General features: G+C 72.4%; 5 protein-coding genes. All 5 read right to left on the bottom strand.

Annotated features, from left to right (window positions below; translation table 11 throughout):
• Position 1 precedes the first annotated feature (1 nt).
• A complete protein-coding gene (locus KXD96_RS15330; RefSeq protein ID WP_260736937.1) occupies positions 2-6,361 on the bottom strand; it encodes a type I polyketide synthase in 6,360 nt (2,119 codons plus the stop codon).
• Positions 6,342-12,710 (bottom strand): type I polyketide synthase, encoded by a 6,369-nt coding sequence (locus tag KXD96_RS15325; protein WP_260736928.1) that lies wholly within the window; start codon positions 12,708-12,710, stop codon positions 6,342-6,344. Before KXD96_RS15325 ends, KXD96_RS15330 begins: the two co-directional genes overlap by 20 nt.
• An 83-nt stretch (positions 12,711-12,793) precedes the next feature.
• A complete protein-coding gene (locus KXD96_RS15320; protein ID WP_260736925.1) occupies positions 12,794-13,855 on the bottom strand; it encodes a type III polyketide synthase in 1,062 nt (353 codons plus the stop codon).
• 108 nt (positions 13,856-13,963) lie between these two features.
• On the bottom strand, positions 13,964-15,382 hold the full coding sequence (gene argH / locus KXD96_RS15315; RefSeq protein ID WP_260736922.1) for an argininosuccinate lyase: 1,419 nt from the start codon (positions 15,380-15,382) through the stop codon (positions 13,964-13,966).
• A 79-nt stretch (positions 15,383-15,461) separates the two neighbouring features.
• Entirely contained in the window at positions 15,462-16,661 is a 1,200-nt protein-coding gene (locus KXD96_RS15310) for an argininosuccinate synthase (protein WP_260736920.1), read from the bottom strand.

The following is a 16,661-nucleotide window of genomic DNA, read 5'->3' as shown; positions in this document are numbered from 1 at the left end:
GCTAGGGGCCGATCTCTTCGTCGAGGATGGCGAAGAGCTGGCTCTCGGTGGCGGTGGCGATGTCGTCGTCGAACGGGTCGTTGGGTTCTTCCGGGTAGGCGGGTTGGCGCGGGCCGCTCAGGGTGTTCAGCATGCCTTCCAGCCGGGTGAACAACTGAGCCCTGTCCCCGGGGCTCCAGTCGGATTGGCCCAGCAGTGCCTGCATTTCGCGGGCGACGTCGTTGAAGCGGGCCATCCGGTCGGGTGGCGCGCTGCCGGTACCGGTGGCCAGCTGGCCGTCGAGGTGCTCGGCCAGCGCCGCCGGCGTCGGGTAATCGAAGATGAGCGTCGGCGAAAGGGTCAGTCCGGTGGCGATTTTGAGCCTGTTGCGCAGCTCCACGGCGGTGAGCGAGTCGAAGCCGAGGTCTCCGAAAGCCTGGTCGGCGTCGACGTCCGCGGTGCTGTGCCCCAACACCGTGGCGGCGTTGCCGCAAACCAATTCCACCAGCTCGCGCCGCCGCTGCTCGGGGGTCAGGCCGTCCAGCCGCGCCCGCAGGCCCGTCAGCGACACCATGTCGGTGGGGTCGAGCACGCGGCGCGCCGGCCGGGTGGCCAACTGGCTCAGCAGCGGCGGCAGCGCGGCGCCGCCGTGCGCCAGCGCGGCCCTATCGAGCCGGGTGGCCACGACGACGGCGGGCTCGGCCAACAGCGCGGCGTCGAGCAGGTCGAGCGCCTGCCGGGTGGACAGCGGTGCCAGCCCGGCGCGGCTCATCCGGGCCTTGTCGCGATCGCCGAGGTGCCGGGTCATGGCCGACGCCTCCTCCCACATCCCCCAGGCGATCGACAGGCCGGGCAGGCGGTGGGCGCGGCGGTAGTCCGCCAGGCCGTCGAGGAAACTGTTGGCGGCCGCGTAGTTACCCTGGCCCGGGGCGCCCACGATGCCCGCCATCGACGAAAAGACCACGAACGCCGCGAGATCCATTTCCCGGGTCAGCTCGTGCAGGTGCCAGGCCCCGTCGACTTTGGACCGTAGCACCGTGTCGATGCGCTCTGGAGTCAGGGACGCGATCACCGCGTCGTCAAGGACGCCCGCGGCGTGAAACACCCCGCGCAGTGGGAGACGCGCCGGCACCTGCGCCAGTAAGCCCGCCACGGCGTCCCGGTCACTGACGTCACAGGCCAGCACCGACACCTGGGCCCCGGCGTCCCGTAGCTCGTCGGCCAGCCCGGACAGTCCCTCGGCCCGCTCACCGCTGCGGCTGACCAGCATCACGTGCGGCACCCGGTAGCGCTCGACCAGGTGGCGGGCCACCGCCGAACCCGCCATGCCGGTGCCGCCGGTGATCAGTGCGGTGCCGCCGGCCAGGCCGGCGGGCCCGTCGGGCATGGTGAGCACGACCTTGCCGATGTGGCGGGCCTGGCTGACGAACCGGTAAGCGTCCGCGGCACAACGCACGTCGAACGCCTTGACGGGCAATGGTTTTAGAGCCCCGGCCGCGAACAGGCGCATCAATTCGGCCGTCATCTCCGCGATGCGGTCCGGGCCGGCCTCCATCAGATCGAACGCGCGGTAATAGATGTCGGGGTGGGCCGCCGGGTCGCGCAGGTCGGTCTTGCCCATCTCGATGAAACGGCCACCGGGGCCCAACAACCGCAGTGACGCATCGGTGAACTCGCCGGCCAGCGAGTTGAGCACGACATCCATGCCGGCACCGGCCGTGGCGGTAAAGAATTTCTGCTCGAAGTCCAGCGTGCGCGAATCCGCGATGTGCTCCTCGTCGAAGCCCATGGCGCGCAGGGTGTCCCACTTGCCGCGGCTGGCGGTCGCGAAGACCTCCGCACCCCAATGCCGGGCCAGCTGCACGGCCGCCATGCCGACCCCGCCGGCCGCGGCGTGCACCAGCACCCGCTCGCCGGCGCGCAGGCCGCCCAAGACCGACAGCCCGTAATAAGCGGTCAGGAACACTACCGGCACGCCGGCGGCCTCGGCGAACGACCAGCCCGGCGGGACCCGAGTCACCAGCCGCCGGTCGACGGCCGCCTCCGATCCCGTCAGGCCCAAAATCCCCATGACCGCGTCTCCGACGGCCAAATCCGTGACGCCGGGGCCGATCTCGGTCACCAGCCCGGCACCCTCGGCGCCCAACTGCGCGGCACCCGGATACATGCCAAGGGCCACCAGCACGTCGCGGAAGTTCACCCCGGCCGCGGCCACCGCCACCCGCACCTGGCCGGCGGCCAGATCCGCCGGCGGAGCGGTCCGCACCTCCAGGTCCTCCAGCGTCCCGGCGTCGCCGGCGGCCAGCCGCCACGCCGCGGGCGGCTCGGGCAACCGCAGCACCGGGTGCGCCTTGATCGGCTTGAGCCTCGCGCCGTAGGCGACGCCCGCCCGCACCACCAATTGCGGTTCGCCGCAGCCGATTACGGACCCGAGATCCAGCGATCCATCGGAGTCGACCAGCACTGCCCGGCCCGGATGCTCGGCCTGCGCCGACCGCACCAGGCCCCACACCGCCGCACCGGCCAGGTCCGAGACGTCCTCGCCGGGCAGCGCGACCGCCCCGCGGGTCAGCACCACCAACGGCCCGGCGCCGTCATCGCGGGACTGCAACGCGCCCAGCGCCGCATGGGCGGCGGCGTAGACCGATCCGATGACGCCCCGGCCGGTGGTCGGCGGCTGCCATACGTCGGGGGCCGCGCCGGCGTCGTTGTCCGGCAACGGAACCGGGGACCACACCGCCTCCAGGAGTTCGCCGCCACCCGAGCGCGCCGCCGCGGCCGCCGACAGCTGAGCGGCCGACACCGGGCGCGTCACCAGCTCCCGCACCGACAGCACCGGCAGGCCCGACGAATCGGCCAGTTCCACCGACACGGCGCCCTTGCCCAACGGCGCCAGCCGCACCCGGACCCGCGACGCCCCGGCCGCGTGCAGGCACACCCCTTGCCAGGAGAACGGCAAGACGGTCTCGGCGTCCTCGTCGGCCACCCCCAGCGCGTGCAGGGCCGCGTCGAGCACCACCGGATGAATCCCGAAGCCCCCCACCGTGACACCGGCCTGCTGTGGGGCCTCGACCTCGGCGAAGGTCTCGCTCCCGCGCCGCCATACCTTCCGCAGGCCCCGGAAGGCCGGCCCATACCCGTAGCCGCGCCCCGCCAGGTCGTCGTAGGCGCCGGTCACATCGACCGCCGTGGCGCCGACGGGCGGCCACACCGACAGGTCCGCGTCCGGCGCGGGCGCGCCTTCGCTCAGCACACCCTGGGCATGCAACGTCCACTCGGAGCCGGCCTGCGAATACACCGCCGCCGCGCGGGATCCGCCCTCGCCGGCGGCGTCCACCACCACCTGGATGCGCACCGAGCCGGTGGCCGGCAGCGGCAACGGCGCCGACAGGGTCAGCTCCTCGATCAGCGGGCAGCCGACCTCGTCGCCGGCCCGCAGCATCAGCTCGACGAATCCCGCACCCGGGAACAGCACCGTCCCGGTCACCGCGTGATCGGCCAGCCACGGCTGAGCCGCCGTGGACAGCCGGCCCGTCAACACCACGCCGCCCGAATCGGGCCGCTCGACCAGCGCGCCCAACAGCGCATGCCCGGCCCCGGTCAAACCCAGGCCGGCGGTGTCCCGGGCGCCTACCGACTCGCTCGACAGCCAAAACCTGCGCCGCTGAAAGGCATACGTCGGCAGGTCGACCCGGCGCGCGGCCAGGCCGGCGAACGCCGCAGCCCAGTCCACGTCGGCCCCGGAGGCGAACAGCTGCCCGGCCGCCAGCAGCAGCGAGTCGACTTCGGGACGGCCCTTGGCCATCGACACCGCCGACACGGCCGGCTCGGTCGCCAGCGACTGTTCCACCGCGGCCATCAACGCCGCGCCCGGACCCACCTCCACGAACACGCCGGCGCCCAGCGATTCGGCCAGCCGCACCCCGTCTACGAAGCGCACCGGCCGCCGCACGTGCTCGACCCAGTAGTCGGCGGCCCCGTATCCGGGGCCGGCCAGTTTCCCAGTCACGTTGGACACCAAGTCGATTCGCGATGCACCGGGCGATACGCCGGCCACCACCGCGGAGAACTCCTCGATCATGGGCTCCATCAACGGTGAGTGGAAGGCGTGCGAGACGGCCAGCGGCCGCACCCGCCTGCCGGAGTCGGCCAGTCGATCCGCCACCGCGGCCACCGCGGCCCGCTCGCCGGAAAGCACTACCGCGTCGGGGCCGTTGACCGCCGCGACGCTCACGCCGCCGTTCAGCAGCGGTGCGACCTCGGCCTCGGTGGCGGTCACCGCCACCATCACCCCGCCCGCGGGCAGCGCCGCCATCAACCGGCCGCGGGCCGCCACCACCCGCCCAGCGTCGGGCAGCGACAGCACCCCGGCCACACAGGCCGCGGCGATCTCCCCCACCGAGTGGCCGATCACCACATCGGGGGTCACCCCCCAGGACTGCCACAGCGCCGCCAGGGCGACCTCGAGCACGAACAACGCCGGCTGGGCGAACTCCGTGCTTTCCAACAGCTCCGCGTCGGTGCCCCACATCACGTCGCGCAGCGGCAACCGGGCATGGCCGTCCACCGCGGCCACGGCCTCGTCGAAGGCCTGGGCGAACGCCGGGAAGCGTTGATGCAGTTCGCGTCCCATCCCGAGCCGCTGCGAGCCCTGGCCCGGAAACACGAACGCGCGCTTACCGACCGGGCGGGCACGCCCGACCACCGCGCCCGGGCTCGGCTCCCCGGACGCCACCCCCGCCAGCCCCGCCATCAGGGTGTCGCGGTCGGCGCCCACCAGCACCGCGCGGTGGTCCAGGGCCGCCCGGGTGGTGGCCAGCGAGAAGCCCACGTCCGCGGCGCGCAAACCCGGTTCGGCGACCAGGTGCGCCGACAGCCGCGCGGCCTGGGCGGCCAGCGCGTCGGCCGAGCGGGCCGACACCACCCACGCCACCGCTGCGTCGGGCCGGTCTTCTTGCGCCGCAACAGCTTCCGGTTCGGCGGGCGGCTGCTCGATGATGACGTGGGCGTTGGTCCCGCTGATCCCGAACGACGACACCCCCGCCCGGCGCTGGCCGTCCCGCGCCGGCCACGGCCGGGGCTCGGTCAACAGTGACACCGCGCCCGCCGACCAATCCACGTGGGGCGACGGCACATCCACGTGCAGCGTCTTGGGCATCACCCCGTGCCGCATCGCCTGCACCATCTTGATCACCCCGGCCACTCCGGCCGCGGCCGACGTGTGACCGATGTTGGACTTGATCGATCCCAGCCACAGCGGCCGGCCGACCGGACGGTCCTGCCCGTACGTGGCCAGCAGGGCCTGGGCCTCGATGGGGTCGCCCAAAACCGTTCCCGTGCCGTGGCCTTCGACCACGTCGACGTCCGCCGCGGTCAAGCCGGCGTTGGCCAGCGCCGCCCGGATCACCCGCTGCTGGGACGGCCCGTTGGGCGCGGTCAGGCCGTTGGAGGCGCCGTCCTGGTTCACCGCCGAACTCCGCAGCACCGCTACCACCGGATGCCCCAGCCGCCGCGCGTCGGCCAGCCGCTCCAGCACCAGGACGCCCGCGCCTTCCGACCACGACGTCCCGTCCGCCGCACCGGCGTACACCTTGCACCGGCCGTCCGGGGCGAGCGCCCGCTGCCGGCTGAATTCCACGAACGCGGCGGGGGTCGCCATCACCGTCACGCCGCCGGCAAGCGCCAGGTCGCACTCCCCGGAGCGCAGCGACTGCGCCGCCAGGTGCATGGCCACCAGCGACGACGAACACGCCGTGTCCACCGACACCGCGGGGCCTTCCAGCCCCAACACGTAGGACACCCGACCGGAGGCCACGCTCAGGGTGGAACCGGTCAGCCCGTAGCCCTCCAGCTCGCCCTTCACCTCGCCGCCGTAGCCGGCGTGGATGACACCGGCGAACACTCCGGTCGCCGAGCCCCGCAACGCCAGCGGGTCAATCCCCGCCCGCTCCAAGGCTTCCCAGGAGATCTCCAGCATCAACCGCTGCTGTGGGTCCATCGCCAGGGCCTCGCTGGGCCCGACCCCGAAGAACCCGGCGTCGAAATCCCCCGCGTCGCGCAGGAAGCTGCCCTGGCGGGTGTACATCTTGCCCGCCGCGTCGGGATCCGGGTCGTAGAGCCCCTCGACGTCCCAGCCGCGATCCGCCGGGAAATCCGAGACGGTGTCGCGGCCGTCATTCACCAGTTCCCACAGGGCCTCCGGCGAATCGACACCGCCCGCGTAGCGGCAGGCCATGCCCACCACCGCGATCGGTTCGGAGAGTTTGCCTTCCAGCTCCGCGACGCGCCGGCGCGCCCGCCTGAGATCCGCCGTCAGGCGTTTCAGGTAGTCGACGTGCTGCGCGGTGCTCGGCATCGTGGTCTCAGCGGCCGAGTTCTTCATCGAGGATGGCAAAGAGTTCGCTTTCGGTGGCGGCATCAAGGTCGGCGTCGGTGCCTTCGGGGTCGAGGCGATCGGCGGGGCCCAGGGTGGCGAGCAGGTTGTGCAGGCGGGCCCGCAGCGCCGACTTGTCGCCCGCGTCCCAGGGCTGGTTGAGCAGTGCCTGCAATTCGCGGGTGATGTCGGTGAAGCGGGCCATCAGGTTCGGCTGGTCGCCGGCCGCGGTGGTGGCCAGTTGGGTGTCCAGGTGCCCGGCCAGCGCCTTCGGGGTCGGGTAGTCGAAGATCAGCGTGGGTGAAAGCGTAAGCCCCGTAGCGGTTTTCAGCCGGTTGCGCAGCTCGACGGCGGTGAGCGAGTCGAAGCCCAGCTCACCGAACGCGCGGCCGGTGTTGATGTCCGCGGGGTTGGGCAGCCCCAGCACGGTCGCCGCGTTGCCGCGGACCAGGTCGATCAGCTCACGCTGTCGCGCCTCGGGCGTCAAGCCGTGCAGGCGCGCGCTGAGGCCGGTCGTCAGGGCGGTCGCGTCGGCGTCGTCGACGACGCGTCGGGTGGTGCGCCCGGCCAGCTCGCTCAACAACGGGGGCAGCGCGGCGGCGTTGTCGGACAGGGCAACCCGATTTACGCGGGCCGCCATCAGCACCGGGGCGTCGACCAGCATGGCGGCGTCGAAGGACTCCAGCGCCTGCTCGGTGGACAACGGCGCGATACCGAGCCGGCTCATCCGGGCCTTGTCGCGCTCGCCGAGGTGGGCCGTCATCGCCGAGGCCTGCTCCCACAGGCCCCAGGCCAGCGACAGGCCGGCAAGCCCGTGCGCGCGCCGGTGCGCGATCAGGCCGTCGAGGAAGCTGTTGGCCGCCGCGTAATTCGCCTGGCCCGGGGTGCCCACGATGCCGGCCATCGACGAAAACACCACGAACGCCGACAGATCCCTCTCGCGCGTCAGCTCGTGCAGGTGCCAGGCCCCGTCCACCTTCGCCCGCAGCACCGCATCCACCCGATCCGGGGTCAGTGAGGCGATCAACGCGTCGTCGAGGATGCCGGCCGCGTGCACCACGCCCCGTAGCGGATACCGCTCCGGTACCTGCGCGAGCATCGCCGCGACCGCGTCGCGGTCGGCGACATCGCAGGCCACCACCGACACGCCGGCGCCGGCCCGCTGCAGGCCATCCCGCAACTCCGCCACCCCCGCGGCCGCGGCGCCGGCCCGGCTGGCCAGCACCACGTGGGCCACGCCATAGCGGTCGACGAGGTGTCGCGCCAGCGCCGAGCCGGCCATGCCGGTGCCGCCGGTGATCACCACGCTGCCGCCGGCCAGCCCGCCGCAACCGCTGAGCACCGCGCCGGGGCCGGACGGGATGGTCAGCGCGACCTTGCCGATGTGGCGGGCCTGGCTGACGAACCGGTACGCCGCCGAGGCGCAGCGGACGTCGAAGGTCTTGAGCGGCAACGGCGCTATGGCGCCGCCGCGCACCAGTTCGACGATCTCGGCCAGCATCGCCGCGGTGCGGTCGGCGCCGGCCTCCATCAGGTCGAAGGCGCGATACCGCGCGCCCCGATACTGTTCGGCGAGGACGTCCGGATCGCGGACGTCGGTCTTGCCCATCTCGATGAACCGCCCGCCGGGCGCCAGCAGCCGCAGCGACGCGTCGGTGAACTCGCCCGCCAGGGAGTTGAGCACCACGTCGACCCCGGCCCCGCCGGTGGCCGCCGAGAACTTGTCCTCGAAGTCCAGCGTCCTCGAGTCACCGATGTGGTCGTCGTCGAATCCCATGGCGCGCAACGTGTCCCACTTGGGACGGCTCGCGGTCGCGAACACCTCCGCACCCCAATGCCGTGCCAGCTGGACCGCGGCCATGCCCACCCCGCCCGTGGCGGCGTGCACCAGCACCCGCTCGCCGGCCCGCAGTCCCGCCAGCACCGAGAGCCCGTAGAGCGCGGTGAGAAACACCACCGGCACACCCGCGGCCGTGACCAGCGACCAGCCCGCCGGCACCGGCGTCACGAGTCGCTGATCCACCACCGCCTCGGAACCGACCACCCCCAACAGGCCCATCACCGCATCGCCGACCGTCAGCCCTGTCACACCGGGGCCGACCTCGACGACGACGCCCGCGCCCTCGGCCCCCAGCTGGCCACCGCCGGGATACATTCCCAGGGCCACCAACACGTCCCGGAAGTTCACGCCGACCGCGGCCACCGCCACCCGGACCTGCCCGGCCTCCAGGTCCACCCGCGGGCACGCGCCCACCACCAGGTCCTCCAGCGTGCCACCGTCGCCGGCGTCCAGCCGCCACCCGCCGGACGGCAGCCGCAACACCGATCCGCTTCGGGCCGGCCGCATCCGCGCCGCGTAGGCCACACCGTCGCGAACCACCAATTGCGGCTCGCCGCAGCCGATCACCGCCCGTGCGTCCAGGGATCCGTCGGAGTCGATCAACACGACCCGGCCGGGATGCTCTGCCTGCGCCGACCGCACCAGCCCCCACACCGCTGCACCGGCCAAGTCCACGACGTCCTCACCGGCAAGCGCGACCGCCCCGCGGGTCTGCACCGCCAACGTCCCGGACCCGGCATCGCCCAACCAGGATTGCAGCACGCCCAGCGCCTCGGTGGTGGCCGCGTGCACCGACCGCACCACGTCAACGCCGTGCGCGCCTGGCTCCCACAGCGTGGCCTCGGAACCGTTGCCGCTCAAGGCTATCGGTGACCACGCCACCTCGAACAGCCCCTCCGTCGGCGCGCCCGCCGTGGACAACTGCTCGGCGGAGACGGGGCGCATCGCCAGCGAGCGCACCGACAGGACCGGCAGGCCCGAGCCGTCGGCCATTTCCACCGACACCGCCCCCGCACCGGACGGCGCTATCCGGACCCGCGCCCGCGACGCGCCCGCGGCGTGTAGGGACACCCCCTGCCAGGAGAACGGCAACACCGTCTGCCCCTGCTCGGCGGCGACACCGATCGCGTGCAGCGCCGCGTCCAGCAAGACCGGATGGATCCCGAAGCCACCGTCCTGCCCGCCGGCCTCGGCCGGGATCGCGACGTCGGCGAAGATCTCGTCGCCGCGCCGCCACATCGCCCGCAGGCCGCGGAAGGCCTGGCCATACTCGTATCCCCGCTCCGCCAGCCGCGCGTAGGCGTCGGACACGTCGAGCGGCGCCGCCCCCACGGGCGGCCACACCGACAGGTCCGCGCCCGGCGCCACCGCCGCCGCGCGCACCGAACCCTGCGCGTGCAGCACCCAATCGGAGGAAGCACCCGCCGAATACACCGACAGCTCGCGCTGCCCCGACTCGTTGGCGGGGCCGACGACCACCTGCACCTGCACACCATCGCCCGCCGGCAGCACCAAGGGCGCCGCCAACGTCAGCTCCTCGAGGACCCCGCAGCCGACCTCGTCACCGGCGCGGATGGCCAGCTCCACAAACCCCGCGCCGGGGAACAGCACCGTTCCGCGCACCGCGTGGCCGGCCAGCCACGGCTGGCCGGCCATCGACAACCGGCCCGTCAGCACCACCCCGCCGGAATCGGGTCGCTGCACCACCGCGCCCAGCAGCGCGTGCTGCGCGCCCGCCAGCCCCAGGGTGGCCGCGTCGCCCGACCCCGTGGCCCCGCCCGGCAGCCAAAAGCGCTGCCGTGCAAAGCCATAGGTCGGCAAGTCCACGCGTCGCCCGCCCAGGCCGGCGATGGCGGACCGCCAGTCCACGGGCACACCGGCCACGTGGGCCTGGCCCGCCGAGAGCCAGAACCGTTGCAGCGAGCCATCGTCGCGGCCCAGCGACGGGATCACGAACGCGTCGCCACCGACGTCGCGCCCGCAATCGGCCAGCGTCTCCTCGACGGCGGCGAGCAGGACCGGGTGCGGGCTGGATTCGACAAACACCCCGTACCCGGCGCCGCAGGCGCTTCGGACCGCGCGTTCGAACTGGACGGTCTGCCGGATGCTCCGATACCAGTAGTCGGCGTCCAGGCCCGCGGTGTCCAGCGGTCCACCGGTCACGGTGGAGAAGAACTCCACCGAGGACGACCGCGGCTCGATGCCGGCGAGCGCCTCGGCCAGCGCCGCGCGGATCGCGTCGACGTGCCCGGAGTGCGAGGCGTAATCGACGTCGATCCTGCGCGCGCGCACGTCGCCGGCCTCGCACCGGACCATCAACTCGTCGAGGGCGCCCACCTCACCGGACACCACCACCGCCGAAACACCGTTCACGGCAGCGACATTCAACCGTTCGCCAAACGCGGCGATCAATTCGTCGGCCCGGGCCAGGCCGCAGGCCAACGACACCATGCCGCCCGCACCGGACAATCCCACCAGCAGCCGGCTCCGCAGCGCCACCACCCTGGCGGCGTCCTCCAGCGACAGCGCTCCCGCCACATGGGCCGCCGCGATCTCGCCCTGCGAATGACCGACCACCGCATCGGGGACCACGCCCACCGAGCGCCACAGCTCCGCCAGCGACACCATCACCGCCCACAGCGCCGGCTGCACCACGTCCACCCGGTCCAGCCCGGGCGCACCGGGCGCGCCGCGGATGACGTCGACCAGCGACCAGTCCACGTGTTCGGCGAGCGCCTTCTCGCAGCGCTGCAGGTGTTCGGCGAAAACGGCCGAGCGGTCCAGCAATTCGGCTCCCATGCCGACCCACTGCGAGCCCTGCCCGGGGAACACGAAGACCGTCTTGCCGACCGGTTGCGCCCGGCCCACCACCACGCCCGCGCCCGGGGCTCGGGCCGCCACTTCGGCCAGGCCCGCCATCAGCTGACCGCGGTCGGGGCCCACCAGCACGGCCCGGTGCTCGAACAGCGACCGCGTCGAAACCAACGACCAGGCGACGTCGACCACCCGCAGGCCCGGGTCGTCGTTCACCCGCGCCAGGAGCCGGGAGGCCTGGTTGGCCAGCGCGTCGGCCGACCGGGCCGACAGCACCCAGGGCGCGGGCGCGTCATCGCCGGCCGGCGTGCGGGGCTCCGCGGGCGGTTGCTCGACGATGACGTGCGCGTTGGTGCCGCTGATCCCGAACGACGACACCCCCGCGCGGCGCGGCCGGTCCAGCGCCGGCCACTCCCGCGCCTCGGTCAGCAGGGACACCGCCCCGGCCGACCAATCCACGTGCGGCGTGGGCACATCCACGTGCAAGGTCTTGGGCATCACCCCGTGCCGGATGGCCTGCACCATCTTGATCACCCCGCCTGCGCCCGCCGCCGCCGAGGTGTGGCCCATGTTGGACTTGATCGACCCCAGCCACAGCGGCCGATCGGCCGGCCGGTCCTGTCCGTAGGTCGCCAAGACCGCTTGCGCCTCAATGGGATCGCCGAGGGTGGTGCCCGTCCCGTGCCCCTCCACCAGGTCCACATCCGCCGTGTGCAGCCGCGCATCGGCCAGCGCGGCGCGGATCACCCGCTGCTGCGACGGCCCGTTGGGCGTTGCCAGCCCGTTCGAGGCGCCGTCCTGGTTCACCGCCGATCCGCGCAGCAGCGCCAGCACCGGATGCCCCCGCCGCCGCGCGTCGGAAAACCGTTCCAGCACCAGCACCCCGACGCCCTCGGAGAAACCGGTGCCGTCGGCGGCGCCCGCGTAGGCCTTGCACCGCCCGTCGGAGGCCAGCGCGCGTTGGCGGCTGAATTCGATGAACATCGCCGGGGTCGCCATCACCGTCACGCCGCCGGCCAGCGCCAGGTCGCACTCCCCGGAGCGCAGCGACCGCGCCGCCAGGTGTATGGCCACCAGCGACGACGAACACGCCGTATCCACCGACACGGCCGGGCCTTCCAGGCCCAGGGCGTAGGCCACCCGGCCCGACGCCACGCTCAACGTCGAACCGCGCAGCCCGTAGCGCTCCAAATGCCCGGGCACCCTGCCCTGGCCGCCGTACGAACCGTGGAAGATCCCGGCGAACACGCCCGTCGCCGAGCCGCGCAGCTCTGCGGGGTCAATCCCGGCCCGCTCCAGCGCCTCCCAGGACACCTCCAGCAGCAGGCGTTGCTGCGGGTCCATCGCCAGCGCCTCGCTGGGGGCGATGCCGAAGAACGCGGCGTCGAAGTCCGCCGCGTCGGCCAGGAAGCCGCCGCACCGTGCGTAGGACTTTCCCACCGCGTCGGGGTCGGGGTCGAACAGGCCCGTCAAGTTCCAGCCCCGGTCGGCCGGGAAGTCCGAGACCACGTCGCGGCCCTCAACCACCATCTGCCACAGGGCTTCCGGGGAATCCACGCCACCCGGGTACCGGCACGCCATCCCGACCACCGCCACGGGTTCGGTTGCCGCGGCCAGGTATTCGCGGGCCTCGCGCTTCAGCCGCTCGTTTTCCTTCAGCGACGCGCGCAGAGCCTTGACGAGCTCTTCGGAGTTGCCGCTCATGGGACGCGACCTGGGCAAGAAGACAGGGTCGTTCGTCGTTCCATCACGAGATCTCTGCGGGGCACAAGAAGCAACGCCTTCGGTCAGTGCCAGCGCAACAGCACGAGTTCGGAGCAGAATCCCGGCCCCATCGCGATCATCAGGCCGGGGCTTCCGCTGGGTGGCGGCTTGGCCAGGGTGTCCCGCAGCACGTGCAGCACCGAGGCCGACGAGAGGTTGCCGATCTCACCCAGCGAACGCCAGGTCAGTTCCAGGGCGTCCGGCGGCAGGCTCAGGCTCGCGTTGATCGCGTCGATGATCTTCGGGCCGCCGGGGTGGCTGACCCAGGCGCCGATGTCGGCCGTCGTCAGGCCGTGCGCGCCGAGGAATCCGGTGACGTCCTGCTCGATGTGCTCCTCGACCACCTGGGCCAGGTCCTTGGCCAGCACCAGCTCGAACCCGGCGGCGCCGACGTCGTAGCCCATGGTGCGTAACGAATCGGGATACAGCGTGCTGCGCGAGTCGAGGATGCTGGGCCCGCCTGCGGCGACCCGTTCGGCGCGACGCTCGCCGACGGCGACCACCGCGCCCGCCCCGTCGGCGAACAGCGCGCTACCGACCAGGCCGGGCAGCGACGGTTTGTACCCGGGGTAGGTCAACGAGCACAGCTCGACCGAGATCAGGGCCGCGGCGGCGTCGGGCGCTCCCCGCAGGTAGTCGTTCAGCCGGGCCACGCCCGCGGCGCCCGCCACGCAGCCCAGTCCGAACAGCGGTACCCGGCGCACGTCGTCGCGCAGCCCCAGCCGCCCGGCGATCCGGGCGTCCAGGGAGGGCACCGCGAGGCCGGTGACCGTCGTGGTGATCAGCACGTCCAGGTCCTGCGGCCGCAGTCCCGCCTCGTCGAGCGCGCCCGACAGCGCCTCGCAGCCGAGGTCGACGGCGTTTTCGATGAAGATCCGGTTGGCCGCGCCGAAGTCGGTCAGCGTGGGATACCGCTCCAGCGGCAGCACCAGGTGACGGCTGTTGACCTTGGCGCTGGCGTGCAACTGCCGGACGATGTCTTCGTAGCCCTCGAACTCCGGGATGCTGACGAAGAAGTCGGTGAGCTCGCGCTGGGCATAGCGATAGGGCGGTAACGCACCGAACACGCCGGCGACGACGCTCATTGGTCCCACCCCTTGAAGACGAAGATTTGCCCGGACGGGTTCAGCCGCATTGCTTGACCGGCAATTCTAGTCGGGTTGGAATTGACCGGCGCGTTAATCGGCGTCATCTCATCCCCTCCCGCCGAGCCGCGCTTTGAGCTCCTCCGCGCTGGCGACCACGGCTTCGAGCTGCTCGGCGACCCGCGCCGGGGCGGTCCCGCCGCGCCCGTCGCGCGACGACACCGAACCCTCGATCGTCAACACCTCGCGTACCTGCGGCGTCAGCTCGGGGCTGATGGCGGCCAGCTCGTCGTCGGTCAGCTCGTCGAGCCCGACGGCGCGCCCCTCGGCCGCGCGCACGGCGGCCCCGGCGGCCTCGTGCGCGGACCGGAACGGCACGCCCCGGCGCACCAGCCATTCGGCGATGTCGGTGGCCAGCGTGTAGCCGGCCGGCGCCAGCGCCGCCATCCGCTCGACGTCGAACGTCAGGCTGGCCACCAGGCCGGCCATCGCCGGCAGCACCAGATCCAGCTGGGCCACCGAGTCGAACACCGGCTCCTTGTCCTCCTGCAGGTCGCGGTTGTAGGCCAGCGGCTGGGCCTTCAGCGTCGCCAGCAGCCCGGCCAGGTTGCCGATCAGCCGCCCGGACTTGCCGCGGGCCAGCTCGGCGATGTCCGGGTTCTTCTTCTGCGGCATGATCGAGCTGCCGGTCGACCACGCGTCGTGCAGCCTGACGTAGCCGAACTCGGTCGAGCTCCACAGGATGATGTCCTCGGCCAGCCGCGACAGGTCCACGGCGATCATCGCGAAGACGAACGCAGCCTCGGCGGCGAAGTCCCGCGCGGCGGTCGCGTCGATCGAGTTTTCGGCGGCGGCGGCGAAACCCAGCTCGGCGGCGATCGCGTCGGGGTCGAGCCCCAGCGAGGAACCCGCCAGCGCCCCCGAACCGTACGGGGACACGGCGGCGCGCTTGTCGAAGTCGACGATGCGGTCGACGTCGCGCAGCAGCGGGTGTGCGTGCGCGAGCAGGTGGTGGGCCAGCAGGACCGGCTGGGCGGACTGCAGGTGCGTCTTGCCGGGCATGATCGCCGTCGGGTGCGCGGCGGCCTGCGCGGCCAGCGCGGCCACCACCTCCAGCGCCCCGTCCGCGACGCGGCGCACCGCGTCGCGCAGCCACATCCGGAACAGAGTGGCCACCTGGTCGTTGCGCGACCGCCCGGCCCGCAACCGGCCGCCCAGGTCCGGGCCGACCCGGTCGATCAGCCCGCGCTCCAGCGCGGCGTGCACGTCCTCGTCGGTGGCCAGCGGCGTGAAGCTGCCGTCGGCCACGCCCTCGGCCAGGCTGTCCAACCCGGCCAGCAGGCCGTCGCGCTGCTCCTCGTCAAGCAGTCCGGCGCGGAACAGGATTACGGCGTGGGCCCGTGAGGCGACGATGTCGTAGGGGGCCAGCACCCAGTCGAAATGGGTGGACTTGCTCAGGGCCGCCAGCGCGTCCGACGGGCGGTCGGCGAACCGGCCACCCCACAGCGAGCCCTCGCGTGTGCTCACCGCGCTCTCACTCCGGCGCGAGCGACCGGATTTGTACGCACATTGCGGCGTGTCGCTGTGCAGACACGGTCGCTCGCGGTCATGTGGCGATGTCCCGGCGGGACGCGATCTTGGACGACAGCCCGTGCACGTAGACGAACCCCTTCGCGGCCGACTGGTCGAAGCAGTCGCCCTCGTCGTAGGTGGCAAGGTTGAAGTCGTAGAGCGACTGCGCGCTGCGCCGGCCGTTGACGGCGATGTGGCCGCCGTGCAACACCATTCGGATCTCGCCCGTGACGTACTCCTGGGTTTTCGCGACGAAGGCCTCCAACGCGGTTTTCAGCGGCGAGTACCAGAGCCCGTCGTATACCAGCTCGGCCCAGCGCTGGTCGGTGTGCCGCTTGAAGCGGCCGAGTTCGCGCTCCAGCGTGACGTGTTCGAGCTCGGTGTGGGCGGTGATGAGCACCATCGCCCCGGGCGCCTCGTAGATCTCGCGGCTCTTGATGCCCACCAGCCGGTCCTCGACCACGTCCAGGCGGCCCACCCCCTGGCAGCCGGCGCGGCGGTTGAGCTCCTCGATGGCCTCCAGCACCGACACCGGTTTGCCGTCGATGGACACCGGGACGCCCTTTTCGAATCCGACGACGACCTCGTCGGGCGTGCTCCAATTGATGGTGGGGTCTTCGGTGTAGGCGTAGATGTCCTTGGTGGGCGCGTTCCAAAGGTGTTCCAGGAAGCCGGTTTCCACCGCGCGGCCCCACACGTTCTGGTCGATGGAGAACGGCGAGCGTTTGGTGACGTTGATCGGGATGGCGTTCTCCTCGGCGAACGCGATCGCCTTCTCCCGCGTCCACGCGTAGTCGCGGACCGGCGCCAGCACCTCCAAATCCGGTGCCAGCGAGGCGAATCCGACCTCGAACCGGACCTGGTCGTTGCCCTTGCCGGTGCAGCCGTGCGCGACGATGCTGCCGCCGTGCTCGCGGGCGGCCGCCACCAGGTGCTTGGCGATCAGCGGCCGGCTGATGGCCGACACCAGCGGGTAGCGGTCCATGTACAGCGCGTTGTTGAGGATGGTGGGCAGGCAGTAGCCCTCGGCGAACTCGTCGCGCGCGTCGATGACGACGGCTTCCACCGCGCCGCAGTCCAGGGCCCGCTGGCGGATGACCTCCATGTCCTCGCCGCCCTGGCCGAGGTCAATCGCCACCGCCACGACTTCGCGGCCGGTCTCCTTCCCGATCCAGCTGATCGCGACCGAGGTGTCCAGACCGCCGGAATACGCCAGGATGACGCGATCTGACAT

It is taken from the genome of Mycobacterium sp. SMC-2, from assembly GCF_025263485.1.
Taxonomy (GTDB): Bacteria; Actinomycetota; Actinomycetes; order Mycobacteriales; family Mycobacteriaceae; genus Mycobacterium.
Note: the sequence above shows the minus strand (reverse complement) of the source record. Positions and strands in the feature narration are given on the sequence as shown.